Here is a 26,113-nt window from a genome sequence, read left to right as displayed (position 1 = left end):
GTTGATGCCCAGTGATGATCACATATGGTGATCAAGTTATGGGGATTCCGGGTGAACCGCGGCCGTCGGCGTTTCGATTGTCGCCCGGCCGCGTCGGCGCCGAACTCGGCGCGGGTGCCGTGGTGGCGGCGGTGGTGAGCTTGGCCGTGCAGCTGCCGATCGCCCGGCTCGGGCTCAGCGAGCCGACCGAGCTGCCGGAGGTCGCCGCGACCGCGACGGCGGCGTTGCTGCTGGCCGCGCTGTTCGGAGCCGTCGTGCTCAGCGGTTGCCGGGCGCCTGCCTGGGACGGCCTGCGCAGGAAGGCGCTGCGGTTGCGGCTGCCCGCCGCGTGGGTCGCGTTGTCGGCGCTGGCCACGACCGTTCTCGCCTGGCCGCTGGAACCGACGAAGCTCTTCTATGGCGGCACGTCCGTGGACCAGGCGTTCCGGCTGCAATACCTCACCAGGCTCACCGACTCGCCGGTGCTTTCGGACATGAACTACGCCGGGCTGCCGCCGTACTACCCGGCGGGCTGGTTCTGGCTCGGCGGGCGGTTCGCCGCGCTGACCGGGAATCCGGCGTGGGCCGCTTACAAACCTTTCGCTCTGCTGACCATCGCGGTCACCGCGGTCGCGGCGTTCACGTTGTGGAGCGTCGTGATGCGCAGGCGGGTGGCCGTGCTGCTGGCGATCGCCACCACGTTGAGCGGGTTCCTGCACGGATTCGACGAGCCCTACGCCTGGCCGTCCGCGGCGTTGCTGCCGCCGGTCGCGGTGGCGGCGTGGCGGGTGCTGCGGTGTCGGGAACACCGGCACCGGGCCGCGCTCGCGGGAATCGGGCTGTTCCTCGGCTTCACCGCGCTCACGTACACGCTCTACTTGGCCTTCTCGACGGTGTTGCTGATCGCGATGGCCGCGGTGCTCGTCGTGCGAAGAGCGAACAGGCCCGGCCCGTTGCTGCTGCGCTTGCTCGGGATCGGAGCCGTGGCCGGGCTGGTGGCGTTGCTGGTCTGGACGCCGTTCGTGCTGGCCAAGCTCGGCGGCGCGGAATCCGCCGGTGCGGCGAACAACTACCTCCCGGCGGAGTCCGTGCCGCCGTTCCCGTTCCTGCAGCCCACGCTGTTCGGCGCGCTTTGCCTGGCCGGTCTGTGCTGGCTCGTGCTGTCGTGCCGGCGCAACGCGGTGGCCGCCGCGCTGCTGGTGGTGACCGGTGTCGTCTACCTGTGGTTCGGGCTGTCCACACTGGCGATCGCCGCGCACACCACGTTGCTGGCGTTCCGGGTGACCACGGCGTTCAACGTCCTGCTGGCGGTGGCCGGAGTGCTCGGCCTGCTGGAACTGTTCCGCTGGGCCAGGTCGCGGCTGCCCGAGCGGTTCCGTGCGCAGGCGGTAGCGCTGGCGGTCCTGCTGGGACTGGCCGGATCGGTGAGCACCGTCGAGACCGCACTCGCCACCGAAGTGCACAGCGCCGCCCAGCCCGCCTACACCGATTACTACCCGACGGGCAGCAACGCCCAGCGCCAAGCCGACCCTGCCGCGGACGGTTCCTGGCACGACGAATTGCTCGGCGCATTGCGGGAAACCACGGGCCGCGCGCCGTCGGAGACGGTGCTGCTGAGCACCTACCACCCGATCAAGTCCTTCGCGCCGTTCCGCGGCTTCCAGCAGGAGACTCCGCACTACGCCAACCCCCTGGCGCGGTACGAGGAACGGGCCTCGGAGATCCGGGACTGGGCGTCCGCGCGCGATTCCGCGGAGCTGACCGCGAAGCTGCGCGGCAGCGGGTTCACTCCGCCCGATGCGTTCCTGCTGCGCCGCACACCCGATGGCCTGCACCTCACGCTCACCCACGACGCCTTCCCGCACCAACCCAACGTGCAGGTCTACGATGTGCGGTTCGACCCGGCGCTGTTCGACTCGCCGGGCTTCGCGCGCCGGGACGCAGGACCGTTCGCGGTGATCGCGACACGTTGATCTTTTCGGGGTGCGCTACGTGAAAGCACTCGACGATCAGGTTAGCCTTGCCTCAGAGAGTCGCGTGATGAGGAGGGGCTGATGACCCAAGCCAGGAAGAACCGGCCGGTGACCCGGCTGCGCGTGCTGCGCAAGGAACAACTCACGCCCCACATGATCCGGATCGTCGCCGGCGGGGACGGCCTGGCCAGCTTCGAGCCCAACGAGTTCACCGACGCCTACGTGAAGGTGTTGTTCCCGCGCCCGGACGTGATCTATCCGCAGCCGCTGGACATGGGCGTGATCCGCGCGGAGATGCCGCGCGAGCACTGGCCCGCGATGCGCAGCTACACCGTGCGCCACTACGACGAGCAGGCCGGTGAGCTCGCGCTGGATTTCGTGCACCACGGCGACAGCGGGCTGGCCGGGCCGTGGGCGGCGAACGCGCAGATCGGCGACGAGCTGCTGCTGTCCGGACCGGGCGGGGCCTACGCGCCGGACCCGGCGGCCGGTTGGCACCTGCTGGTCGGCGATGAGAGCGCGCTGCCCGCGATCGCGGCCTCCCTCGAAGCGATGCCGCCCGGCGCGACCGCGCGGGTGTTCCTGCTGGTCGACAACGCCGCGGAGCAGCAGACGCTGGCCACCAAGGCCGACGCCCAGGTCCGCTGGCTGTACCGCTCGGCGGGCGAGGACCTGGTGGACGCGGTGCAGACCGCCGAGTTCCCGGCCGGGGAGGTGCAGGCGTTCGTGCACGGTGAGGCGGGGTTCGTGCGCGTGCTGCGCCGCTACCTGCTCAACGAGTGCGGGGTGGGCAAGGAGCGGCTGTCGATCTCCGGCTACTGGCGGGAAGGCAAGACCGACGAGCAGTGGCGCGCGGAGAAGGCAGCCGAGAAGGCCGCCGACAAGACCTGACGAACATCGCCGCGGGGCCCGCGATCAGCCGCTGATCGCGGGCCCTTTTTGCGTTTCCGGCAGCGGATTCACCGCTCAGGGCGCAGCCGCGGGCACTGCGCCGGACGAGTAATCATGACGATCAATATAACGGTCAACGTTGACTTTCCGATCGGCGCCGCTGCACGGTGGCGGTGGCGTCGATCACATTCGCGGCGCGTCGTGGTCTTCTGGTCCTGGCTGCCTCTCGAGAAAGCAGGTGCCCCGCATGGCGAACACGTCACCGCGCGCCACCGAGCGGCTCGACGCCGTGATCGTCGGAGCCGGCTTCACCGGGCTGTACATGCTGCACAAGCTCCGCGAGTCGGGCCTGCGCGCCCGGATCTACGAGGCGGGTTCCGACGTCGGAGGAACCTGGTACTGGAACCGCTATCCGGGAGCGCGCTGCGACGTCGAGAGCATGGACTACTCCTACTCGTTCTCCCCGGAACTGGAGCAGGAGTGGAACTGGCAGGAGCGCTACCCCGCGCAGCCGGAGATCCTCGAATACCTGCGGCACGTCGCCGAACGCTTCGACCTGCGCCGGGACATCGTGTTCGACACCCGGGTGGCGGCCGCGCACTACGACGAGCCGAGCGCGACGTGGACGGTGTATCCGGAGCAGGGCGATCCCGAGCAGGGCGATCCGGTGCGCGCCACGTTCTGCGTGATGGCGACCGGCTGCCTGTCGGTCCCGCAGATCCCGGACATCCCCGGTCTCGACGAGTTCGCGGGACCGGTCTACTACACCGGCCGGTGGCCGCACCGCGAGATCGACTTCACCGGGCAGCGGGTCGGCATCATCGGCACCGGTTCTTCGGCGGTGCAGAGCATTCCCGTGCTCAGCGAGCAGGCCGCGCAGCTCACCGTCTTCCAGCGCACCCCCGCTTACACGGTGCCCGCGCGCAACCACCCGCTCGAACCGGAGGTGCAGCGCGAGATCAAGAAGAACTACCGCGAGCGCAGGCGGCTGGCGCGGCGCTCGCAAGCGGGCATGGTGCGCGAGGACACCGCGACGTGCGCCCTCGAAGTCGACGAGCAGGCCCGGCGCGCGGAGTACGAGCGGCGTTGGGAGATCGGCGGTCCGATGCTGCTCGGCGCCTACGCGGACCTGGCCAGCGACGCGGCGGCGAACGAGACCGCGGCGGAGTTCGTGCGGGAGAAGACCCGCGAACGGGTCGACGACCCGGACGTCGCCGAAGCGCTGACCCCGCGCAGCTATCCGTTGGGCACCAAGCGGATCTGCGTGGACATCGACTACCTCGAAACGTTCAACCGGGACAACGTGTCCCTTGTGGACTCGCGGGCGGAGCCGCTGCGGGCGATCACCGAGCGCGGGGTGCGCACCGCGGGCGGTGCGCACGAGTTCGACTCGCTGGTGCTGGCGACCGGTTTCGACGCGATGACCGGTGCGCTGACCAGGATCGACGTCCGCGGGCGGGATGGCGCGGAGCTGGCGGCGAAGTGGTCGGCCGGTCCGCGCACCTACCTCGGGCTGGGCGTGGCCGGGTTCCCGAACATGTTCCTGCTGGCCGGGCCGGGAAGCCCTTCGGTGCTCACGAACATGATCACTTCCATCGAGCAGCACGTGGAGTGGACCGCGCGCTGCATCGAGCACGTCCGAGCGGGCGGCTACGAGTCGATCGAGGCCACCGCTGCGGCCGAGGACGAGTGGGTCGCGCACGTCAACGAGGTGGCGGACGGAACCCTGTTCCCGCGCGGCAATTCCTGGTACCTCGGAGCGAACATCCCCGGCAAGGAGCGGGTCTTCATGCCCTACGCGGGCGGGTTCGCCACCTACGAGGACACCTGCGAACAGGTCGCCGCCGACGACTACCGCGGCTTCTTGCTCAAGTGAGCGCCTTCCCCGCCGGTTCCGAGTGAACGGCCTGCTCGTCCAATCTATTGGGACCAACGGTCCGTTCGCTCACGGTCCACCGCGCATAGGCACCCCGTGCTGACACCCCGACGCGCCACCCCAACTGGGCAGGTTGAGCCGAGTGAACGGCCTGTTCGTCCCACTAGATTGGTCAAACGGTCCGTTCGCTCGGTTCGGCAGTGGCGGGGACGGCGGGTGTCCGCGGGGTGGCGGAGCGTGGCGTGCCGGGGGTTACGGGCGCGGACCGTTGCCATCCGAGGTGCGGATTCTTAGCGTTGCCACGGCATCGTGCGCAGCCGGGATTCCGGCGGCGGTTGGGAGGCGTGGCATGGCGATGGTGATGAGGCGGCGCGGACAAAGTGCGGGCGGTCGCAGGACGGGCGAGCGCACGGCGGGCGGGCGCCGGTGAAGCCCTTCCACGCCCTGCTCGTGCTGCCGGTGATCGCACTGCTGGGCACCCCGTTCTTCCCGTTCGTCAACAGCGCAACCCCGTGGTTCGGCCTGCCGCCGGTGCTGGTGTGGGTGTGCGCCTGGTGCGTGCTGACCAGCCTGATCCTCGCGTTCGTGCTGCGCCGCGACGAGCGGTCCGGGCGGCTGGCGCCGGATGCGGAGGACGGCGCATGATCGTCACCGCGCTGGCCGGACTGTTGCTCATTGCGGTCATCGGCCTGCTGGGCAGGCGCGGCGGCGGGTTCGACCTGTCGTCCTGGACGGTCGGCGGGCGCCGGTTCGGGGCCGTGGCGACGTTCTTCCTGCAGGCCGGCGAGATCTTCACGACGTTCACGTTCCTCGGCATCTCCGGGGTGGTGCTCGGCGGCGGTGTCGCCGCGATGTACATGCCGTCGTACCTGGTGATCGGCTACGTCGGGATGTTCCTGGTCGGGCCGCTGGTGTGGCGGCTGGGCAAGCGGCACGGCTATCGAACCAACCCGGACATGCTGCGGCACCGGTTCGGCTCGCCGGTGCTCGGCGGGATCACCGCGGTGCTGTCGATCGTGTTCTTCATGCCGGTCATCCAGGTGCAGCTGATCGGGCTCGGCACGATCGTGTCGTTCATGACCGGCGATGAGACCACGGGCACGACGAGCATCGTCGTGGCGATGGTGCTGGTGCTGCTTTTCGTGGTGTGGTCCGGATTGCACGGCGTGGCCGCGACCTCCTACCTCAAAGACGTGCTCATGGTGCTCGCGCTGGTGATCATCGGGGCCGGTGTGCTGCTGGCGCGGCAGCCGGAGGGCGGGTTGTTCGCCTCGGTGCTCGGCGGCGCGCGCGAGCTGCTCACGATCCAGCCCGGCGGCGAGTACGGCACGGTCTGGTACGTCTCCAGCGTGCTGGTCAGCGGCGCCGGGTTCGGCTGCATGACGCTGCCTTCGAGCTGGCCCGCGGTGCTTTCCGGGAATTCGGCGCGGGCAGTGGCGTCCAACCACGTCTTCCTCCCGCTGTACACGGTGGCCGTGGCGATCCCGGTGCTGGTGGGCTTCTACGCGGTCACGGACGGGCGTTCCGCGGACGGCAACGCCGCACTGCTCGGCATGGCCCGGGAGACGTTGCCGCCGTGGCTGCTGGCCGTCGTGCTGATCGCGGGTGCCGCGTGCGCCATGGTGCCCGCCGCCGGCGGATTGATCTGCGTCGCGACGCTGGTGTCGAGCAACCTGGTGCCGAGCGGGATGCCTGCGGAGTCTCGGCTGCGGGCCAGCCGCGTCACCGCAGGGGTTGTTTCGGCGCTGGTGCTGGCCTTGACGCTCGGGCGCCCGGAGCTGATGGCGGACCTGTACCTGCTGACCTACAGCGGAATGATCCAGCTGGCACCGGCGAACCTGCTCACGCTGCGCGAGCGCGTGCCGGTGCGCGCCGGGGCGGTGCTGGCCGGAGTGATCGCGGGCGAGTGCGTGGTGCTGGCTTCGGCGGTGACCGGGGTGACGCTGTTCGGCGTCAGTTCCGGGCTGGTCGGTCTCGCGCTGAACGTGCTTGTGCTGGGCGCGGTTTCGGCCGTGCTGCGCCGGTCCACGCCGGAGGCTGCGCCCGAGGTGGTCCGCAGCGGCCGGTGAGCCGCCGATCCCGGCGAACCTGCTCCGGGGGCGACTCGTTGAAGCGGCGAGACCGCCGCGGCGCTGGTACCGCGGCGGAGCAGGGCGGCGGTACGCGGATCGGTTTTTAGCTGTGACGTGAGCGGCACTGGACCCCTACGGCTCCGGTAGCACGGCGAAAATCGTGCGGACGATTCACGACTTGCACGGGAGTGGCATGACGCTGACCGCGCTGCTGATCTTCGCCGGAACGCTGGCGCTGGTGATCTGGCGGCCGAAGGGGCTCGGCATCGGCTGGAGCGCGCTCGGCGGCGCTGCCGTGGCACTGGCGACGACCGTCGTCGGCTTCTCCGACGTGCCCACGGTGGTCGGGTTGGTGTGGAACGCCACCCTGGCGTTCGTCGCGATCGTGCTGGTGTCGCTGCTGCTCGACGAGTGCGGTTTCTTCGAGTGGGCCGCGCTGCACGTGGCGCGCTGGGGACGCGGCGGCGGGCGCCGGCTGTTCGTGCTGGTCGTGCTGCTGGGCGCGGTGATCTCGGCGGTGTTCGCCAACGACGGCGCCGCGCTGATCCTCACGCCGATCGTGCTGCGGGTGGTGCACGCGCTGCGGTTTCCGCCGCGGGCGGTGCTCGGGTTCGCGCTGGCGACCGGGTTCGTCGCCGACACCGGAAGCCTGCCGCTGGTGGTGTCGAACCTGGTCAACATCGTCTCGGCGGACTTCTTCGGCATCGGGTTCACCCGCTACGCGCTGGTGATGCTGCCGGTGGGGGTGGTGTCGGTGGCCGCGAGCCTGGCGGTGCTGTGGTGGTACTTCCGCCGCGACGTGCCGCAGCGCTACAGCACCGACGCGCTGGGCGAGCCGGCTTCGGCCATCAGCGACCGGCTCACCTTCCGGGCAGGCTGGGTGGTGCTGGTCCTGCTGCTGGTCGGTTACTTCGCCGCCGAACCGCTCGGGGTGCCGCTGTCGGCGGTGATCGGAGCGGGTGCGCTGGTGCTGCTGTCGGTCGCCGCCCGGTGGCCCGCATTCGCTTACGCCGCAACGGAATCCCGGCTGGTGCCGGCCAGCAGCCCCAGCAGTTCCGTCGGGCTCGGCGATTCCGGTGCTGCGCGGCGCATCCCGGTCGGCAAGGTGGTCCGGGAGGCGCCGTGGCAGATCGTGCTGTTCAGCGTCGGCATGTACCTGGTCGTTTACGGACTGCGCAACCAGGGACTCACCCGCGAACTTGCCGGGCTGTTCGGCTGGTTCGGCGCGCACGGGCTGCTCACCGCGGCGGTGGGCACCGGTGTCGTGGTGGCCGCGCTCGCTTCGGTGATGAACAACCTGCCGACGGTCCTGATCGCCGCGCTGGCGATCGGCGCGACCAGCGCACCGGGCCTGGCGCACGAGGCGATGGTGTACGCGAACGTCATCGGCTCCGACCTCGGGCCGAAGATCACGCCGATCGGCAGCCTCGCCACGTTGCTGTGGCTGCACGTGCTCGACCGGCACGGGGTGCGGATCGGATGGGGCCGCTACTTCCGCACCGGCATCGTGCTCACCGTGCCCGTACTGCTGGTGACGCTGTGCGCGCTCGCCGGCTGGCTCGCTCTGCTGGACGCCTAGGTAGGGGTCATAGACACCTGAGAACCCGCCGGTTGTCCGGCTGAGTCCCCGGGCGCCGCAAGCGGTTGCCGCTACTTCTCAAGCAGAACCCGCGGCAGCGCGCCGCTCGCTCAGCTGAGCTTGAAGTCCCCGTCGCCGGGCAGCAGGCGGTCCTCCATCGGCTGGCCGTGCTGGCCGTTCGAGGCGCGCCGCCGGTAGTTCGCCAGCGCATTGCCCAGCCGGTCCCGGGCGGCCCGCGCCACCGAGTCGTCGGCTCCGATTCCCACGTGGGCGCACACTGCCGCGGTCAGCTGTGGGCGCGCGTTGTCCAACTTCTCCTCCACGCCACCCAGTGTGCAGCCACCGGAAGCCGATCTTCGCAGCGGGCCGCCCGGAAGAGTTCCCCGTCACGCCGGGGAACTGCGCGCCTCGGCCGACCACTCGTGCAACATCTCCGCGGTGACGGGAACTCCCGGGAAGCGGGTCATCCGCTCGGCCGGGATCGCCCGCACGAGCTTGATCAGCTGCGGATCGGAGACCAGCTCGCCCATCATTCCGCCGCCGCCCAGCGCGGACAGCAGCCGCGGGCCGAGCACCGGGTGGTCCAGCCAGGTGCCGAGCTCCGAGCCCGGAGTCGGCACGCCCCGCACGGTTTCGCCGGTCAACTCGATGGTCGTGCGCAGCCGGATGTCCCGGGAGGAAGCGCCCGCGTGCAGCACGAACTCGCCGCCTTCCACGACCCACCGGCCCATCGAGGTGTGCCAGTAGGCGAACGCGCGGCTGCCGAGTTCGAGCGAAACCCGTTGGCTCGCACCGGGTTCCAACGCGACCTTGCGGAACGCCTTGAGCTCCTGCTCCGGCCGCTGCGCGGCGGAGACCGGGTCGCCGACGTAGAGCTGGGCGACCTCGGAGCCCGCCCGGCCGCCGGTGTTGGCGACGGTGAACTCCACGCGCACGCTCGGTTCCGGACCGTCGTCGAGGATCCGCACGTCCAGGTCGCGGTATTCGAACGAGGTGTAGGACAGGCCGTGGCCGAACGGGTAGCTCACGTCGAGCCCGCGCGCGTCGTACCAGCGGTAGCCGATCAGCGGCCCCTCGCCGTAGCGGACCGCGTCGAACTCTCCGGGGAAGTTGCCGAACGCGGGAGTGTCGGCGTAGCGCACCGGGATCGTCTCGGCGAGCTTGCCGGACGGGGTGACCGCGCCGGTGAGCACGTCGGCCAGCGCGGCACCGCCCGCTTGGCCGGGCAGCCAGCCGTGCAGCAGCGCCTTGGCGTGCTGCTGCCACGGATCGACCGTCACGACCGAGCCGCCTGCGAGCACCACCACGATCCGCTCCTGCACCTCGGCTACCGCGTGCAGCAGTTCGAGCTGCTCGGCTGGCAGGTCCAGGTGATCGCGGTCGAAGCCTTCGGACTCCGCGTCCGGCGGCAGGCCGAGGAACAGCACGGCGACATCGGCGCGCGCGGCCACCTCGACCGCCTCGGCGATGCCGTCGGAGCTGCCGGAATCGACGGAATAGCCGGGTGCGAACGGCACCTCGCCGGGCAGCGCCGCGCGCAGTGCGCTGAGCGCGTCGTCCAGCCGGGTCGGCACCACCTGGGAGCTCCCGGCGCCCTGGTAGCGCGGCGCCCGGGCCAGTTCGCCGAGCACCGCGACCGTGGAATCACCTTGCAGCGGAAGGATTCCGTCGTCGTTCTTGAGCAGCACGGCGCTGCCCGCGGCGGCTTCCCGGGCCAAGGCGTGGTGTTCGCCGGAGTCGTACTCGCCGCCCTCGCGCAGCGCCGGTCGCGTGCGCTCGACGAGCCGTAGCAGGCGCTGCACGGCGAGGTCGATCTCGTCCTCGCTGACAGTGCCCGCCTCGTAGGCGTTGCGCACCACCGCGCCGCCCAGTCCGCCGGAAGTCGGCATTTCCAGGTCGAGTCCGGCCCGCAGCGCGTCGTCGCGGCTGCTGACCGCGCCCCAGTCGGAGACCACGAGCCCGTCGAATCCCCACTCGCCGCGCAGCAGGTCGGTCAGCAGCCACCGGTTCTCGGAGGCGTAGACGCCGTTGATCCGGTTGTAGGAGGACATCACCGTCCACGGGCGGGCCGTGGTGACCACGTGCTCGAACGCGGTGAGGTAGATCTCGCGCAGGGTGCGCTCGTCGACCTCCGCGGAGATCGACATCCGCTCGGTCTCCTGGTTGTTCACCGCGAAGTGCTTCAGCGAGGTGCCCACGCCCTGCGCCTGCACGCCTTCGACCAGGGCGGCCGCCAGGTGCCCGGCCAGCAGCGGATCCTCGGCGAAGTACTCGAAGTTCCGCCCGCACAACGGCGTCCGCTTCATGTTCACGCCCGGGCCGAGCAGCACCGAAACCCCTTCGGCGCGGCATTCCCGGCCCAGCGCCGCACCTACCCGGCCGAGCAGGTCCACGTCCCAGGAGCAGGCCAGCGCGGCCGCGGTGGGGAAGCAGGTGGCGGGCACGCTGTCGCCGATGCCCAGGTGGTCGCCGCCTTCGGGCTGCTTGCGCAGGCCGTGCGGGCCGTCGGTGAGCGTGATCGACGGGATGCCGAGGCGGGGGAGTGATTCGGTGTGCCAGAAGTCCGAGCCGTCCAGCAGCGCGATCTTCTCGTCGAGCGTCAGCGCCGTGCTGTGGAACTCCTCGGCACTTGACGTGGTCATGGCGGCCTCCTCGCACGATCTCCGGTCGGCGCTCACGCGCCCGCTCCGTCCACTCCTACCTGAGATCGTCCCCGGTCGTCGCACCTCGCCGCCGCCCGCCGGGCCTGGTGGACGATCTTGGTGCGCAACGTCTCACGAGGGATTTCCCGAGCGGATGTTCGCTCCGGCGGCGCGGACCCAGCCGGATTCGCCCGAATCGTCGCAGGTCATCGCCCTGCTCGGGCTACACGTCGGTACCCAGCTCGTGCCCGGCTTCTGTCCAGGGGTCTAGCGCACTCCCGATCTAGTGTCGAGATGCGACGACCGGCGGTGCGAACGGCGGGTCGGATGAAGACGGGGGAGGCTTTCGCGTTGACCGACGGCTGGTGTCCGCAGTGGATGGTCCGGCTGCGGCGCACCGCGCCGAAGCGGCGCGGTGCGGTGGCGCAGGCCGTGCTGTTCACCGGGGTCGGCGGCCTGACCACCGGGATCAACGCGGTGCTGTACCTGTTGCTGCGCAACATCCTCGACACCGGACCCGCGAACCTGCTGTCGCTGCTGCTCACGACGCTCGGGTCCACCGCGGTGCACCGCCGCATGGTGTTCACCGGTATGCCGGTGCACAGGCTGCGGCTGCACCTGCAGAGCGCGGCGACGCTCGCTTTCTATTGCGTGTCCAGCACAGTTGCGCTGGCCCTGCTGCATCTGGCCGACGACGATCCCGGCAGCGTCGCCGAGGCCGCGGCGGTCGCCGCGATGAGCGTGTTCGGCGGCGTCAGCCGATTCGCGCTGCTGCGCCTCTGGGTCTTCCAGCGCACCCGCCGGGGGCGCGTGCGGAGTGAGCGGACCGCTCGACCGGTGAGAGCGGGCGAACGGTCCGCCGACCCGGATCGATCCTGCTGTTCGGGGAGCGGAGCCGGACCTTGACCGTACCGATCGGTACATCTACTGTCGGCCCTGTCGATGTACCGGTCGGTACAAGATCAGGGAGGTCGAGGTGACGGAGCACGAGCCGCAGGTCGCCATCGTCGGAGGCGGCATCGGCGGCCTGACCCTGGCCATGGCGCTGCGCGGGCGCGGAATCCGCGCCGAGGTGCACGAGCAGGCGCCCGAGCTGCGCGAAGTCGGCGCCGCGGTCGCGTTGTCGGCGAACGGGACGAAGCTGCTGCGGCGGCTCGGCGTGGGCGATCAGCTCGCGGAGTGCTCGGCGGAACCGACCGAGCTGATCTACCGGCACTGGCAGGACGGCAGGCGGCTGGCCGCGCATCCGGCGGGGAAGGATTACGAACGCCGCTTCGGCGCGCCCTTCTACGGGATCCACCGCGCCGACCTGCAGCGCGTTCTCGCCGGAGCCTGCGGGCCGCAGCAGGTGCGGCTGGGCAGCCGGATCACCGAGCTGACGCCGGGCGCCGACAAGGTCGGGTTGACCTTCGCCGACGGCAGCACGTCCGAGGCGGACCTGGTCGTCGGAGCGGACGGCGTGCACTCGCAGGTGCGGAGTCTCGTGACCACCGAGGACCCGGCCGTCTACTCCGGCACCAGCGGATTCCGCGGTCTCATCCCGGTTTCGGAGATGCCGCAGCTGCCGGACCCGGGCGCGATCCAGTACTGGACCGGACCGGGCGCGCACGTGCTGCACTACCCGATCGGCGACGGTTCCGTGGTCAACTTCCTCGCCGTGGTGGACGCGCCGCACGAGTGGACCTCGCCGACCTGGACCATGGCCACGTCCCGAGCGGAGATCGCCGAGTTCTTCGCGGGCTGGCACCCCGGTGTCGTCGAGATGGTCACCGCCACCACGCTGCACCAGCGCTGGGCGCTGTTCGGGCAAGAACCGCTGGGGCGGTGGAGCCGCGGCCGGATCACGCTGCTCGGCGATGCGGCGCACGCGATGCTGCCGCACCACGGGCAGGGCGCGAACCAGACGATCGAGGACGCGATCGCGCTCGCCGACCTGCTCGCCGGGCACACCGACCGGACCGCGGCGCTGGCCGCCTACGAACGGGTTCGCCGTGCGCGCACCCGCAATGTGCAACGCAGCTCGTGGGTCGCCTCGGAGCTGCTGCACCTGCCGGACGGTCCGCGCCGCGAAGCCCGCGACCGCGCCCTGAACTCAGAACTGCCCGCGATGCTGTCGTGGATCCACTCCCACGACGCCGGGATCCCCCCGCGACTTCCGGGGTGAGGGACTCCCGCACCGTCGTCGCGGCCCGCACGTGAAGAGCTCCGTCGGCCGAGTTGTCGGGGTGAAGTTCCCGCCGTTCCGGAAGAGCCCGATCAGTCCGGAAAGGACGGCGGGTCACTCGGCGAAAGCGTCGAGGAAGGCGTCGCGGGCGTCGGAAGAGGTGTGCTGCGGCCAAATCGCCTGCACCGGCACGTGCGCGGCGGGCTGCACCTCGACCACCCGGACCTGCCCGTCCGCGGCCGATCCCAGCGGTGCGGTGACGAACGCGACGTGGTCGGTGCCGAGCACGGCGGTCACCGGCGGCGTGCCCTGGATCGGGTTTCGATGCATCCGGGGTTCGAAACCGGCCCGCCTGCAGTGCTCGATCAGCAGATCCGTGTACGCGGACTGCCCGGGACGGCCCCACACCACGATCTGTTCCGCGTCTAGCTCGGACAGCTCGACCCGCTCGCGCCCGGCGAAGCGGTGCCCCGCGTCCACGGCAAGGTGCAGCCGCTGCTGGATGAGAGTGGTGCGCGTGAGCCCGTGCGCCGGAATCATCGCCCGGCACAGTCCCAGATCGAGCTCGCCCGCGAGCAAGTTGCCGGTCAACTCCTCCGGATAGCGCTGGTTGACCTGCGTGCCCAACTCGGGTCTGGCGTCGTGCGCCCTGCGCAGCAGGGCGGTGATCTCGTCGCCGGTGACGGCCGGGGTGTGCCCGATGCGCAGCAGTTCGGTCTCGCCGCGGCCGATGCGCCGGGCGCGCTGCAGCGCCGAACGCGCCACGCCGCGCAGCACCCGCGCGTCGTCGAGCAACGCCTGTCCGGCGGGCAGCACCGTGACTCCGCCGTGGTTCCGGCTCAGCAGATCGACCCCGACTTCGCGTTCCAGGGCGCGGATCGAGGTGGACAGCGCCTGCTGGGAGATGTGCAGCTTCGCGGCGGCGCGGGTGAAACCGCCTTCCTCCGCGACCGCAACGAGATGTTCCAGCTTGTGCAGGTCCACCGGTGCTTCCCCCTTTCGCCGCGCCGGACCATCATCCCGGCCGCGAAACGCGGGGCGGCGGGTGGCTCCCCGAACATCCGCCGCCCCGCTCGCGAGCTCACCGAGTGGTGTAGCCGCCGTTGGGGAACAGCGTCTGGCCGGTGAACCACCAGCCCTCGGTGGCCAGGAACTCGATGATCGGGGCGATGTCCTCGATCTGGGTGAGCTGGTTGCCGAGCCCCTGCGACTTGTGGAACTCGACCCGCTCCGGCGTTTCCTGCGGGTAGAAGAACGGGGTGTCCATCGGCCCGGGAGCCACGGTGTTCACCGAGATGCCCCGGTCGGCGAACTCCTTGGCGGCCGCGCGGGTGAAGTGCTCCAGCGGAGCCTTCCCGCCCGCGTAGGTGGAGTAGCCGTCGGTGAACGCCGCCAGCAGCGAAGTCCCCAGGCTGATGATCTTGCCGTTGTCGTTGATCCGGCGCCCGGCTTCCTGGATGAAGAAGTACGCCGCCTTGGCGTTGATGCCGAACATCCGGTCGTACTCTTCTTCGCTGGTCTCCAGGATCGGCTTGCGCAGCACCATCCCGGTCGTGTTCACCGCGACGTCGACGCCGCCGAAGGCGTCCACCGCGGTGTCGAACAACCGCCGCACCTCGCTGACCCGAGTCAGGTCACCCTGCACGGCGACCGCGTCGGTCCCGGCGTTCTTGACCGCCTGCACGGTCTTTTCCGCGTCGTCGGCGGAGGATTCGCTGTGGTAGTGCACGACGATCCGCGCGCCCGCGGCGGCCAGCGTGGTCGCCACCAGGCTGCCGAGGTTCTTGGCGCCGCCGCCGATCAGCGCTACTTTGCCTTGCAGATCCCGCTCGGCCATAGCCGCTCCCTTCAGGCGTCAATGCTGATCAGAGCCGCTTTTCCGACTCCGCGAGCGACCTTATGCGGGCGCCGCGGGCACTGGGAAACAGCAGTTCCGGGTGAGTCCACAAAAGACTTGGATACCCGGCGACCAAGCTCGGTACCGGACGCCATCGCAGCGGTGCTGCTAGTTCCGTCCGCTGTGGTCGGTCCCGGTGCCGGCGCGTGCACCCGCGGCGTCCGATCAGGCGCAGAGCATCTCAGCCGAGCACGACCCGGTCGACCGACTCCCGGGAGAACAGCTCGTCGGCGATCATGCAGCCGGTGCCGGCGATGCCGGCGTCCCCGCCCAGCGGCCCGCGCACGATCCGCAGGTCGCGCGTGGCCAGCGGGGTGGCGCACTGGTGGACGACCTCGCGGACGCCGGCCAGCAGGTGCTCCTCGGCCTCGGCCAGCGCGCCGCCGATCGCGACGACCGACGGGTTCAGCAGGTTCACCGCGTCGGCGACGGCTTGCCCCAGCACCCGGCCCGCGGTCCGGATCGCCTGCCGCGCTTCGAGGTCGCCGGTGCGGGCCAGCGCGGCGACGTCCTCCGCGGTGTGCACGTCCTTGCCGAGTTCGCGCAGGTCGCGCACCAGCGCCCAGCCGCCCGCGTAAGCCTCGACGCAACCTCGGTTCCCGCACCGGCACGGCGCCGAACCGGGCTCGCGCGCCGGGGTGTGCCCGAGGTCGCCTGCCGAGCCCTGCGCACCGCGGTGCACCGCACCCCCGAGCACCAGGCCGGAGCCGATGCCGGTGCTCGCCTTGATCATCAGCAGGTGCGGTTCGCCGGGCCAGCTCAGGCGGTGCTCGCCGAGCGCCATGCAGTTCACGTCGTTGTCCACGGTGACAGGGCAGTCGTACTCGGGAGCGAAGAACCGCGACACCTGGTAGCCGTCCCAGCCGGTCATGATCGGCGGGGACACCACGCGACCCGCCGCGAACTCGACCGGCCCGGGCACCCCGATGCCGATGCCCCGCACCGCGTCGCCGCCGTGGCCGAGTCCGCCCAGCATCTCCCGGAACTGCTCCGCGACCGTCCCGAGCACCGGCTCCGGTCCCTCGCCCACGTCCCGCTGCGCCGAGCGCGTGGCCAGCGGCGTGGCGGCGAGGTCGGTGATCGCGGTGTGCAGCCTCCGCCCGCCGATCGCGGCGGAGAGCAGCACACCGCCGTCGCGGTTGAGCCGGAACATCCCGGCCGGGCGCCCGCCCGTGGACTCCTCGGCGGTGACCTCCCGGATGTAGCCGGCGCGCACCAGCGCGTCGAGCCGTTGCGCCACGGTCGAGCGGGAAAGGCCGGTGCGGCGCATGAGCTGCGCGCGGGTGCTGGCCGCGTCGGTGCGGATCAGGTGCAGGATCGCGCCCGGCCCGGACGCGGCGGCGCGATCGATGGTGCGCGGCATCCGGCCTCCTTCCGCTGCTGACCCGCTCGTTCGGCAGCCGGAGCTTAACGCACCGAACGCGCTGCTTTTGCTTGAATATCAGTCATAAGTCGTTTAGGTTCTGCCTCGACCGGGACCGGCCGCGACCCGGGACCGCCGACCGCAGGAGGCGAACGTGACCGAACCACCCCGCAACCCGCTCGGCGTGCATGCGCTGGTGTGGGCGGGCGGCACCGATCCCGAGTCGCTGCTCGGCGCGATCCGCTCCACCGCGCGCGCCCGCTACGACCTGCTGGAAATCTCCTTGCACGACACCGAATCCATCGATGTCATCCGCACCAGGCAGGCCGCCGAGCAGACCGGGCTGGCGCTGGTGTGCTCCCGCGGGCTGGCGTTCGACGCGGACATCTCCTCGCCGGACCCCGAGGTCTCCGCGCGCGGCGAGCGGCTGCTGACCGATTCCGTGCGCATCGCGGGCGATCTCGGCGCGGAGTACTTCGCCGGTGCCCTCTACAGCGCGCTCGGCAAGTACGACCGGCCGCTGGATCCGCGCGGGCGCGAGCACGCCGTGGCCGGGCTCGGCAGGGTCGCCGGAGTCGCCGCGGACGCCGGGATCACGCTCGGGCTCGAAGTGGTCAACCGCTACGAGAGCAACGTGGTCAACACCGCCGAGCAGGGCCTCGCGCTGCTCGACGAGGTGGGTGCGGACAACCTCAAGCTGCACCTGGACACCTACCACATGAACATCGAAGAGGACGATCTGTCGCGGCCGGTGCGACGGGCCGGGGACCGCCTCGGGTACGTGCACATCGGGGAGAACCACCGCGGCTACCTCGGCTCCGGGCATCTGGACTTCACCGCGTTCTTCCACGCGCTGGCCGACATCGGCTACACCGGGCCGATCACGTTCGAAAGCTTCTCCTCCGCGGTGGTGGCGCCGGGCTTGTCGCACGACCTGGCGATCTGGCGGAACCTGTGGTCCGACAGCGCGGACCTGGCCGAGCACGCGCGCGAGTTCATGGCCAACAAGCTGCGCGCGGCGGGTCTGCGATGAGCGCGGGGGAGCAGGCCGCGCTGCAGCGCGCGGTGGAACTGGCCGGTGCGGGCGAGCGGCGGATCGTGGGCGTGGCCGGTCCGCCCGGCGCCGGCAAGTCGACGCTGGCGCAGCGGGTCGTCGCCGAGCTCGGGCCGGTCGCCGCCTACCTGCCGATGGACGGGTTCCACCTGTCCAACACCGAGCTGGAGCGGCTCGGCAGCCGCGAGCGCAAAGGCGCGATCGACACCTTCGACGGCGCGGGTTTCGTCTCGCTGCTGCGGCGGGTCCGCACCGAACCGGGCACCGTCTACGCGCCGACGTTCGACCGCTCCCTCGAAGAGCCCATCGCGGGCAGCATCCCGATCCCGGACTCCGCGCAGCTGGTCGTCGTCGAAGGCAACTACCTGCTCGTCGACAGCTCCCCGTGGTCGGAGATTCCCGCGCTGTGCGACGAGGTCTGGTACGCGGAGATGGATGAGGAGACGCGGCTGAACGGCCTCATCGCCCGGCACGTGCTGTTCGGCATGGCCCCGGACGAAGCCGAGGAATGGGCCATGGCCGTCGATCAGCGCAACGCCGAACTCGTCCAGGAAGGCAAGCACCGGGCGGATCTGGTGGTGCAGGTGGAGATCGCGCCGCAGCCGGAGCGGCGGTGAGCACCGCAGCGTTATCCGCCGCGGCGGCCGGGACGCTGCAGCTCAATGCCCTCGACTGGGGCATCCTGATCTTCTACTTCGGCATCGTCGTGGTGATCGGCGTGCTGGCGCGGCGCGCGGTGCGCACCAGCTCGGACTTCTTCCTGTCCGGGCGGTCGCTGCCCGCGTGGATCACCGGGCTGGCGTTCGTCTCGGCGAACCTCGGCGCGCTGGAGATCCTCGGCAACGCGGCCAACGGCGCCGAGTACGGCGTCGCGGCGGTGCACTTCTACTGGCTCGGCGCGATCCCGGCGATGGTGGTGCTCGGCGTCGTGCTGATGCCGTTCTACTACGACACCGGCGTGCACAGCGTTCCGGAATACCTGCGCAGGCGGTTCAACCGGCCGACGCACCTGCTCAACGCGGTGATCTTCGCGATCGCCCAGGTGCTGATCGCCGGGGTGAACCTGTTCGCGCTGGCACTGGTGATCCGCAGCCTGCTCGGCTGGCAGCTGTGGATCTCGATCGTGGTGTCGGCGGCGTTCGTGCTGACCTACATCACCCTCGGCGGGCTGTTCAGCGCAATCTACACCGAGGTGCTGCAGTTCTTCATCATCTTGGCGGGGCTGCTGCCGATCGTGGTGATCGGGCTGCACCAGGTCGGCGGGTTCGACGGGCTCTACGACCGGATCGCCGACCCGGCGCTGTTCCGCACCTGGGAAGGCACCGGGGTCGGCTCGTGGACCAACCCGCTCGGCGATTGGGTCGGGCTGGCGATGGGGGAGGGCTTCGTGCTCTCGTTCGGCTACTGGGCCACGAACTTCGCCGAGGTGCAGCGGACGCTGTCGGCCAAGGACCTCTCCGCGGCCCGGCGCACTCCGATCATCGGCGCCTTCCCGAAGATGTTCTTCCCGCTGCTGACGGTCGTGCCCGGCATGATCGCGCTGGTGCTGGTGCCGAAGCTGGGCGAACCCGGCGGCCCGTCCTACAACGACGCCATCCCGGAGCTGATGGGGCGGCTGCTGCCGAACGGGGTGCTCGGCGTCGCGCTGACCGGGCTGCTCGCGGCGTTCATGGCGGGCATGGCCGCGAACGTGAGCGGGTTCAACGCGGTGTTCACCTACGACCTGTGGAAGCCGTACGTGGTGCGCGGGCGCGACGACGGCTACTACCTCAAGGTCGGGCGGATCGTCACGGTCATCGGCATCGCGGTGAGCGTGGGCACCGCGTTCATCGCCGCCGGGTACAGCAACATCCAGGACTACATCCAGCTGCTTTTCTCGTACTTCAACTCGCCGCTGTTCGCGACGTTCATCATCGGGTTGTTCTGGAAGCGAACCACTCCGTGGGCAGCGTTCTGGGGCATCGTGACCGGCACGGCGGCCGCGGCCGGGATGCACTGGACGGCTTACTCCATCCCGTACTTCTACCCGGGCGGGGTGCTGGATCCGAGCGGCGAGACCATCAACGCGCAGATGGTCAACTTCTACAGCGCCATCGCGGCGTTCGTGGTCGACGCTGCGGTGATGGTGCTGGTCTCGCTGGTCACCCGGCCGAAACCGGACAGCGAGCTGACCGGTCTGGTGTGGGCGTTGCGGGACCGGCGGCCGCGGGAGCGCGCGGTGTGGTGGCAGTCCCCGGCCGTGCTGGGCTCGCTGGCGCTGGGGCTGGTCGTGCTGATGTCGGTCGGCCTGGTGCTCGTCTACTGAAGCGGAGGTGTGCGATGCCGAAGCGGCGGATCTTCGACCTGCGGGTGCTGATCGGCGCGGTGTTCGTGATCTACGGCATCGCGCTCGGCGTGGCCGGGTTGTTCGACGGTCCGGCGGATCTGGCGAAGTCGGGCGGCTTGCCGATCAACCTGTGGAACGGCGCGGGAATGCTCGCGCTGGGCGTTTTCTTCTTGCTGTGGGCCAGGTTCGGCCGCGGCGAGGGGCGCCCGGAGGACACCTCAGCGCAGTGATGCTCACAACCGCAGGTGCATCACGTGCAGGCCGACGTAACCCCGCGCGGGATCGTGGAACGCTTCCGGCACCGTCCCGATGATCTCGAATCCGAGGGACTCGTAGAGCCGGATCGCACCGGTGTTGGTCTCGGTGACCGCGTTGAACTGCATCGCCCGGAACCCGGCCGCCCGCGCCCAATCCAGGCTCTCCTCGCACAGCCGCCGCCCCACGCCGCGTCCGGCGTGGTCCGGGTCGACCATGTAGCTGGCGTTGGCCACGTGCGAGCCGGGGCCGTGCCGGTTCGGCTGCATGTGCGCGCTGCCCAGGATCGTGCCGCCGTCGGCGACGGCGACGGTCGCGCGGTCCGGGGCCGGGCTCAGCCAGGCCCGCCGGGCTTCGGCGCTGCTCATGTCGGGCGGGTAGGTGTAGGTCTCGGCCGCGGCGACGATGCGGTGGAAGAACGGCCAGATCAGCGGCCAGTCCTCGGCTGTTGCTTCCCGGATGAACATGTGCCGATCCTCGCACCGCCGGAATCACGATCCACTCCTGCGCTGGCAACGGCGGTTCGCCGCGCTGTTTCCAGTGAGTACCGAAAGTGACGACATCGTTACACTCCGGAGCAAGTGTTCTTGATCGGGGCTGGATGCTGCTCTTCGCGGCAAGCCTTCGGCCGGCTGGTCCGATGAGTTTTGCCACCGGCATCGGTCCACCCCCTGCGTAGGCACTTGTTCGACAGGGAGCGACGATGAATCTGCCCGAGATCGTTTCGCCGGAGCAGTGGCGCGCGGCGCGCGTGCGGCTGCTGGCGCAGGAGAAGGCCGCGACGAAGGCGCGCGACGCGCTCAACGCCGACCGCAGGCGGTTGCCGATGGTGCGGGTCGAGTCCGATTACCGGTTCCACGGTCCGGACGGTGAGCTGCGATTGCCCGACCTGTTCGACGGCCGCCGCCAGCTCGTCGTGTACCACTTCATGTTCGACCCGGAGTGGGACACCGGTTGCCCGAGCTGTTCGGCGTTCGTGGACCAGCTCGGCGACCTCACGCACCTGCGCGCCCGGGACACCAACCTCGTCGCGGTCTCCCGCGCGCCCTGGGAGAAGATCGAACCGTTCCAGCGCCGGATGGGCTGGACGGTGCCCTGGTACTCGTCGAACGGCACGCGGTTCAACCACGACTTCCACGTGACGCACGACGAGTCGGTGCGGCCGATCGAGTACAACTACCGCAGCAAGCAGGAACTCGACGAGGCCGGCGTCGGCTACTACCTCGGCGACTCGCAGCCGTTCGAGCTGCCCGGCCTGAGCGTGTTCCTGCGCGACGGGGACGCGGTGTTCCACACCTACTCGACCTACGCACGCGGCATGGACGGGCTCGGCAGCACCACGAGCCTGCTGGACCTGACCCCGCTCGGACGCCAGGAGGAGTGGGAGGAACCGAAGGGCCGCGCCACCGAATACGGCGCCCCGGCGGGCAGCGATCGAGTCCTTTACCACGACGAGTACTGACCCGGTGACCGTGCGCGCGACGCCGCCCAGGACTCAGGAAGGGGCGGCGTAACGCCCGTCGCAGCAGCCGGGTGGTTTCTTGACAAGACCTGATCCGCCTTGAAAGCTTGTCGCGCAGTCCATTGCGACGGTGCGCAGGAAGCCCGGTGCGAATCCGGCGCGGTCCCGCCACTGTGAATGGGGAGTTCCGTCCACTCGGGCCACTGCCGGTGCTCGGTGGGAAGGCCGGGCGGAGCGTCGATCCATGAGTCAGGAGACTGGCGCCGTCGCAGCAGATTCGACGGGGTCGCGGAGCCCCGGAGGAGGTTTCCCGTGCGCCCGAGCGCCGTTCCCGCACCTGGTACGTCTGCCGCCGTTCGACCGGCGTGAGCGCCGTGATCGGCCGCAGACGGCTGCTCGCCGCGGCCGCGGGCGCGTTCGCCGCGGTGCCGCTGGTTTCCTGCACCGGTTCGGGCGGGTCCGCGGGCCGGTTGCGCGTGGCGTTCCCCGCGGGCGGCACCACCGAATCCCTCGACCCGCACACCGGTTCGCTGTTCGTGGACCAGGCCAGGGCGAAAGCGCTGTTCGACACGCTGGTCGGCTACGCCGACGACATGAGCGTGGTCCCGCGGCTGGCCGAGTCGTGGGCACCGGACGCGACCGGAACCCGCTGGCGGATCCGGTTGCGCCCGGCGAAGTTCCACGATGGACGGCCGGTCACCGCCGATGACGTCCTCTACACCTACCGTCGCATCGCCGACCGCAGCACCGGCGCGCAGGCGCGCTCGCACTTCGCCGACGTCGATTTCGCCGCCAGCAAGGCGTTATCGGCGACCGAGCTGGAACTCGTGCTCGGCGGCCCGAACTTCGAGTTCCCCGCGGCGTGGGGCGCGCCGAGCACCGAGATCGTGCCCGCGGGGACCACTGACTTCAGGCAACCCGTCGGTTCCGGGCCGTTCCGGTTCGTGTCCTTCCAGCCGGGCGGCCCGGCCGTGTTCGCCCGCAACGAGCAGCACTGGTCCGGCCCGCCGGTGCCCGCCGAGCTGGAATTCGTGCCGGTGGAGGAGGAAAGCGCGCGGGTGACCGCGCTGCTTTCCGGGCAGGTGCACTACGCGCACGACGTGAGCGCCAACTCGGTTCGGCTGCTGGAGCAGGACGGGCGCGCGCGGGTCTTCTCCGAGCCGCACGGCACGATGCAGGCCGTTCTGCTCAAAGTGGACCGTCCGCCGTTCGCGGATCCACGGCTGGTGCAGGCGGTCCGTGCCGGGGTGGATCGGCGTGCGCTGGTGGACATCGCGTTGAGCGGGAAGGGCCGCGTCGGCAACGACCTGTTCGGCCTGGGTTTGCGCTATTACCCGCGTGATCTGCCGGAACCGGTGCGGGACGTGCAACTGGCGCGCTCGCTGGTGCGGCAGGCCGGGGCCGAGGGGCTGAGCTGGGAATTGCGCACCAGCACCGCAGATCCGTACTTCGAGTCCGCGGCGAGCTTGATCGGCCAGCAGCTCGGCGAGATCGGCATGACGGTCACGCCGCGGATGATGCCTTCGGAGACCTACTACTCGGACATCAAGAAGCAGGGCGTCGCCGCGCACAGCCGGACGGCCGCGCTTCCGCTGCCGACCTTCCTCGGTCAGCGCATGATCTCCACCGCAGGCAACAACAACTACACCGGCTACCGCAATCCCGAGTTCGACGCGCTCTACTACCGCGCACTGTCCACTGCGGACGAAAAGCGGCGCGCCGAGCTGCTCGCTTCGGCGCAGCGCCTCGCCCGGGAGCAGAGCGGGATGCTGGTGTGGGGCTTCAGCGGTTGGAACGTCGCGACCGCGGACGGCGTCACCGGTGTCCGGGCGGCGCCGCCGAATTCCCTGGACTGGGCGCGTTTCGACCGGGTGAGCCCGGGTTGAGCGCGCTCGCCGCACCCGGCAGGGGAGCGGTGCTGCTCGCAACCCGGCTGGGCATCGCGCTGGGCCAGATCGCGATCGTCGCGGTCGCCGTTTTCGCGCTGACCGCACTGCTTCCCGGCGACACCGCGGTGGTGTTGCTGGGCGAGCAGGCCGATTCCGGGCAGGTCGCCGCGCTGCGGGAACGGCTCGGTCTGGACGAGCCGCTGGGGCAGCGATTCCTTAGCTGGGCAGCCGGAATCCTGCACGGTGACCTCGGAACGTCGTTGCGCACCGGCATTCCGGTGGCGACCGAGCTCGGCCAGCGGGCGGCCACCACGCTGGTGCTGGCGTTGCTGACGCTGGCCGTCGTGCTGCCGCTGGCACTGTCCGCCGGTGTCCTCAGTGGACTTCGCGCTGGCACGAAGTTCGACCGGGCGGTGAACTTCGCGGTGGTGCTGCTGAACTCGGTGCCGGAGTTCGCCGTTGCGCTGCTGCTGGTCGGCGTGCTCTCGGTGCAAGCGGGCCTGTTGCCCGCCACCGCGGTCGGGTTGTCCGGCTGGTCGTTGCTGAGCGATCCCGCCGTGCTGGTGCTGCCGGTCGCCGTGCTGGTCGGCAAGCAGCTGTGCGCGCTGTCGCGGCAGGTCCGCACCGGCGTCGTCACCGCCGACGGATCCGAGTTCGCCACGCACGTGCGCCGCGCCGGGCTCTCCGAAAGCGCCGTCGTGCTGCGGCACGTGCTGCCGAACGCGGTCGGACCGGTGTTGCAGCAACTCGCGCGCACTGTGGACGGTCTGCTCGGCGGAGTCGTGGTGATCGAGGCGCTGTTCGCGCTGCCCGGCCTCGGATCGGGCTTCGTCGAGGCGGTCAAGGCCCGCGATCTTCCTGCGGTGCAAGGATATGCGCTGGTGTTCGCGGCCGTGACGATCGGTGTCAACCTCGTCACCGACCTCGCCGCCCGCCACTTCCGGGCGGAGACGCGATGAGGCCGGTGGCGAAAGCGGTGGGTTGGACGCTGGTGATCGTGCCGGTGCTGGCCGCGTTCTTCGGGCCGCTGCTGGTCGGCCCGGTGCGTTCCGAAAGCGCACCGCTGCTGCCGCCGGATGCGAGCCATCTGCTCGGCACCGACGTGCTCGGCCGCGACGTGCTCTCGCTCGCGTTGACCGGCGGCGGTTCGGTGCTGGCGCTGGCCGGAACCGCACTCGCACTGTCCTATGTGGTCGGAGTGCCGCTCGCGCTGGGCGCGGTCGGCCAGCCGCACCGCTGGATCGACCGCGCACTCACCCGCTCACTGGACCTGGTGCTGGCCATGCCGGGATTGCTGGTGCTGATGGTGCTGGCCGCGACCGGGCGGCGCACCGCGGCCGCGCTGATCATCGCCGTCGCGGTGCTGCAACTGCCCGCGGTGGTCCGGCTGGTGCGCGGCGCAGCGCTCACCGCGGGCCGCCGCGGCGCGGTGGAAGCGATGCGGATGCAGGGCGAATCCTGGTGGCGCATCCACTTCGGCTACATCGGACGCAGCGCGCTCGCGCCGATAGCCGTCGACGCGGGCAGCCGACTGAGCCTGGTGCTGTACCTGATCGCCTCGGCGAACTTCCTCGGACTCGGCCTGGACCCGGGCACCACGGACTGGGCGGTGCTGGTGGAGCGCAACCGCGAAGCCCTGTTCCTGCAACCGTGCGCGGTGCTGGTCCCAGCCGGCCTCCTGGTCGCCCTGTGCACCGGCACCAACCTCGTCGTCGACCAGCACATCGCGACCCGCCGCTCGACCCACCACCGGTCACGAATACCCCGGCATGGCGAGACCGTCCGCGCCGACTCGATGTAGTGCACGTGTCCGCGCCCGCACGTTGCGGATACGGACGCGAACGCGCGGTGGAACCGGACGAATCTCCGTGACCGAACACGGCCGATCGTGACCGCTGACACGGTGCGCAGGGCCGTTGCTCAGGTAGCTTGCTGGCCATGTCCGACGACGCGCCCGCCACCCCTGCCGAAGCCTACGACCTGCTGGTGCAGGGCAACCGCCGTTTCGTGGAAGCTTCCCCGCAGCACCCGAACCAGGACGCCGAGCTGCGCACCTCGCTGGCCTCCGGGCAGCGGCCGTTCGCGGTGCTGTTCGGCTGCTCCGACTCGCGGCTCGCCGCTGAGATCATCTTCGATCGGGGGCTGGGCGATCTGTTCGTGGTGCGCACGGCCGGGCACGTCGCCGGTGCCGAATCGCTGGGCAGCATCGAGTACGGGGTGAACGTGCTCGGCGCGCCGCTGGTGGTGGTGCTCGGGCACGACTCCTGCGGAGCCGTCACCGCCGCTTCGAACGCCTACACCGATGGCAACTCGCCGACCGGGTTCGTTCGCGACGTGGTCGAGCGGGTGTACCCGAGCGTGCTCAGCGCACGGGCGGCCGGGACCACCGAGGTCGACGAGATCGTGGACGAGCACATCCGCCAGACCGTCGACTTCCTCCCGGAACGCTCGGTGGCGCTGGCCGAGCGGGTGCGCGAGGGCAAGTGCGCGATCGTCGGCCTGTCCTACAAGCTCAGCGAAGGCACCGTCCGGCTCGTCGCCTCCCGCGGCCCGATCGGTGAACAAGCGGGCTGAGCGTGCACGGCCCCGGTGCGCCCATCCGGCGGCCGCTATCCGCGTCCGTTCGGGTTGAGTCCGCTTCCCGGTAGCAGCTTCGCGAAGCACCAGAAACAGTTCTCCGTCGAACGCGGG

Annotated in this window: 23 protein-coding genes and 1 riboswitch; of the genes, 17 read left to right on the top strand and 6 right to left on the bottom strand. The window is 70.5% G+C overall.

Annotation, left to right across the window (positions count from 1 at the left end):
- Positions 1-77: 77 nt before the first annotated feature.
- The 6 genes from V1457_RS26205 (at position 78) to V1457_RS26180 (ending at position 8,370) form a co-directional block, all read left to right on the top strand.
- Entirely contained in the window at positions 78-1,952 is a 1,875-nt protein-coding gene (locus V1457_RS26205) for an arabinofuranosyltransferase (RefSeq protein WP_338597560.1), read from the top strand.
- 81 nt (positions 1,953-2,033) lie between these two features.
- On the top strand, positions 2,034-2,843 hold the full coding sequence (locus V1457_RS26200; protein WP_338597558.1) for a siderophore-interacting protein: 810 nt from the start codon (positions 2,034-2,036) through the stop codon (positions 2,841-2,843).
- A 247-nt stretch (positions 2,844-3,090) separates the two neighbouring features.
- A complete protein-coding gene (locus V1457_RS26195; RefSeq protein ID WP_200072221.1) occupies positions 3,091-4,719 on the top strand; it encodes an NAD(P)/FAD-dependent oxidoreductase in 1,629 nt (542 codons plus the stop codon).
- Positions 4,720-5,145: 426 nt separating this feature from the next.
- Entirely contained in the window at positions 5,146-5,364 is a 219-nt protein-coding gene (locus tag V1457_RS26190; protein ID WP_200072384.1) for a DUF3311 domain-containing protein, read from the top strand.
- Complete coding sequence (locus tag V1457_RS26185; RefSeq protein WP_338597556.1) at positions 5,361-6,788, top strand: sodium:solute symporter family protein; 1,428 nt, start codon at positions 5,361-5,363, stop codon at positions 6,786-6,788. The genes V1457_RS26190 and V1457_RS26185 overlap by 4 nt, the downstream gene beginning before the upstream one ends.
- 196 nt (positions 6,789-6,984) lie before the next feature.
- Entirely contained in the window at positions 6,985-8,370 is a 1,386-nt protein-coding gene (locus tag V1457_RS26180) for an arsenic transporter (RefSeq protein ID WP_338597554.1), read from the top strand.
- A 110-nt stretch (positions 8,371-8,480) separates the two neighbouring features.
- On the opposite strand, the gene V1457_RS26175 is transcribed toward V1457_RS26180, so the two are convergent.
- Both V1457_RS26175 and V1457_RS26170 read right to left on the bottom strand, forming a co-directional pair.
- The gene (locus V1457_RS26175; RefSeq protein ID WP_200072407.1) at positions 8,481-8,693 is read right to left on the bottom strand and encodes a hypothetical protein; all 213 of its coding nucleotides are present in this window, start codon (positions 8,691-8,693) and stop codon (positions 8,481-8,483) included.
- Positions 8,694-8,756: 63 nt separating this feature from the next.
- Entirely contained in the window at positions 8,757-11,012 is a 2,256-nt protein-coding gene (locus tag V1457_RS26170) for a glycoside hydrolase family 3 C-terminal domain-containing protein (RefSeq protein WP_338597552.1), read from the bottom strand.
- 327 nt (positions 11,013-11,339) lie between these two features.
- Here V1457_RS26170 and V1457_RS26165 point away from each other — a divergent pair, with 327 nt between their 5' ends.
- Both V1457_RS26165 and V1457_RS26160 read left to right on the top strand, forming a co-directional pair.
- A complete protein-coding gene (locus V1457_RS26165) occupies positions 11,340-11,918 on the top strand; it encodes a GtrA family protein (protein WP_338597551.1) in 579 nt (192 codons plus the stop codon).
- A gap of 70 nt (positions 11,919-11,988) precedes the next feature.
- Complete coding sequence (locus V1457_RS26160) at positions 11,989-13,176, top strand: FAD-dependent monooxygenase (RefSeq protein ID WP_295149817.1); 1,188 nt, start codon at positions 11,989-11,991, stop codon at positions 13,174-13,176.
- 114 nt (positions 13,177-13,290) lie between these two features.
- Here V1457_RS26160 and V1457_RS26155 read toward each other — a convergent pair whose 3' ends face one another.
- The 3 genes from V1457_RS26155 to V1457_RS26145 form a co-directional block, all read right to left on the bottom strand.
- On the bottom strand, positions 13,291-14,160 hold the full coding sequence (locus tag V1457_RS26155; RefSeq protein WP_200072226.1) for a LysR family transcriptional regulator: 870 nt from the start codon (positions 14,158-14,160) through the stop codon (positions 13,291-13,293).
- Positions 14,161-14,257: 97 nt separating this feature from the next.
- Positions 14,258-15,013 (bottom strand): SDR family oxidoreductase, encoded by a 756-nt coding sequence (locus V1457_RS26150; RefSeq protein WP_200072227.1) that lies wholly within the window; start codon positions 15,011-15,013, stop codon positions 14,258-14,260.
- Between the two features lie 241 nt (positions 15,014-15,254).
- The gene (locus V1457_RS26145) at positions 15,255-16,436 is read right to left on the bottom strand and encodes an ROK family transcriptional regulator (RefSeq protein WP_338597547.1); all 1,182 of its coding nucleotides are present in this window, start codon (positions 16,434-16,436) and stop codon (positions 15,255-15,257) included.
- 154 nt (positions 16,437-16,590) lie between these two features.
- On the opposite strand from V1457_RS26145, the gene V1457_RS26140 reads away from it, so the two are divergent.
- From V1457_RS26140 to V1457_RS26125, 4 genes are read left to right on the top strand one after another with little or no spacing between them, the layout of a single operon-like run.
- Positions 16,591-17,469, top strand: coding sequence for a sugar phosphate isomerase/epimerase family protein (locus V1457_RS26140; protein ID WP_338597545.1), 879 nt, complete (start codon positions 16,591-16,593; stop codon positions 17,467-17,469).
- Complete coding sequence (locus tag V1457_RS26135) at positions 17,466-18,107, top strand: nucleoside/nucleotide kinase family protein (RefSeq protein ID WP_200072230.1); 642 nt, start codon at positions 17,466-17,468, stop codon at positions 18,105-18,107. The genes V1457_RS26140 and V1457_RS26135 overlap by 4 nt, the downstream gene beginning before the upstream one ends.
- Complete coding sequence (locus tag V1457_RS26130) at positions 18,104-19,795, top strand: sodium:solute symporter family protein (RefSeq protein WP_338597542.1); 1,692 nt, start codon at positions 18,104-18,106, stop codon at positions 19,793-19,795. Before V1457_RS26135 ends, V1457_RS26130 begins: the two co-directional genes overlap by 4 nt.
- A gap of 14 nt (positions 19,796-19,809) precedes the next feature.
- Positions 19,810-20,046 (top strand): hypothetical protein, encoded by a 237-nt coding sequence (locus V1457_RS26125; protein WP_338597540.1) that lies wholly within the window; start codon positions 19,810-19,812, stop codon positions 20,044-20,046.
- 3 nt (positions 20,047-20,049) lie between these two features.
- On the opposite strand, the gene V1457_RS26120 is transcribed toward V1457_RS26125, so the two are convergent.
- Positions 20,050-20,538, bottom strand: coding sequence for a GNAT family N-acetyltransferase (locus V1457_RS26120; protein ID WP_200072233.1), 489 nt, complete (start codon positions 20,536-20,538; stop codon positions 20,050-20,052).
- A gap of 236 nt (positions 20,539-20,774) precedes the next feature.
- Here V1457_RS26120 and V1457_RS26115 point away from each other — a divergent pair, with 236 nt between their 5' ends.
- The 5 genes from V1457_RS26115 (at position 20,775) to V1457_RS26095 (ending at position 25,996) form a co-directional block, all read left to right on the top strand.
- Positions 20,775-21,533, top strand: coding sequence for a DUF899 domain-containing protein (locus tag V1457_RS26115; RefSeq protein WP_200072234.1), 759 nt, complete (start codon positions 20,775-20,777; stop codon positions 21,531-21,533).
- Between the two features lie 93 nt (positions 21,534-21,626).
- Positions 21,627-21,814, top strand: a riboswitch (cobalamin riboswitch).
- A gap of 84 nt (positions 21,815-21,898) precedes the next feature.
- A complete protein-coding gene (locus V1457_RS26110) occupies positions 21,899-23,419 on the top strand; it encodes an ABC transporter substrate-binding protein (RefSeq protein ID WP_338597537.1) in 1,521 nt (506 codons plus the stop codon).
- Positions 23,416-24,381 (top strand): ABC transporter permease, encoded by a 966-nt coding sequence (locus V1457_RS26105; protein WP_338597535.1) that lies wholly within the window; start codon positions 23,416-23,418, stop codon positions 24,379-24,381. The genes V1457_RS26110 and V1457_RS26105 overlap by 4 nt, the downstream gene beginning before the upstream one ends.
- Positions 24,378-25,223 (top strand): ABC transporter permease subunit, encoded by an 846-nt coding sequence (locus V1457_RS26100; RefSeq protein WP_338597533.1) that lies wholly within the window; start codon positions 24,378-24,380, stop codon positions 25,221-25,223. Before V1457_RS26105 ends, V1457_RS26100 begins: the two co-directional genes overlap by 4 nt.
- Before the next feature lie 137 nt (positions 25,224-25,360).
- The gene (locus V1457_RS26095) at positions 25,361-25,996 is read left to right on the top strand and encodes a carbonic anhydrase (RefSeq protein WP_200072238.1); all 636 of its coding nucleotides are present in this window, start codon (positions 25,361-25,363) and stop codon (positions 25,994-25,996) included.
- The last annotated feature ends 117 nt before the right edge of the window (positions 25,997-26,113 follow it).

The organism is Saccharopolyspora sp. SCSIO 74807 (assembly GCF_037023755.1).
GTDB classification, from domain to species: Bacteria; Actinomycetota; Actinomycetes; order Mycobacteriales; family Pseudonocardiaceae; genus Saccharopolyspora_C; species Saccharopolyspora_C galaxeae.
Note: the sequence above shows the minus strand (reverse complement) of the source record. Positions and strands in the feature narration are given on the sequence as shown.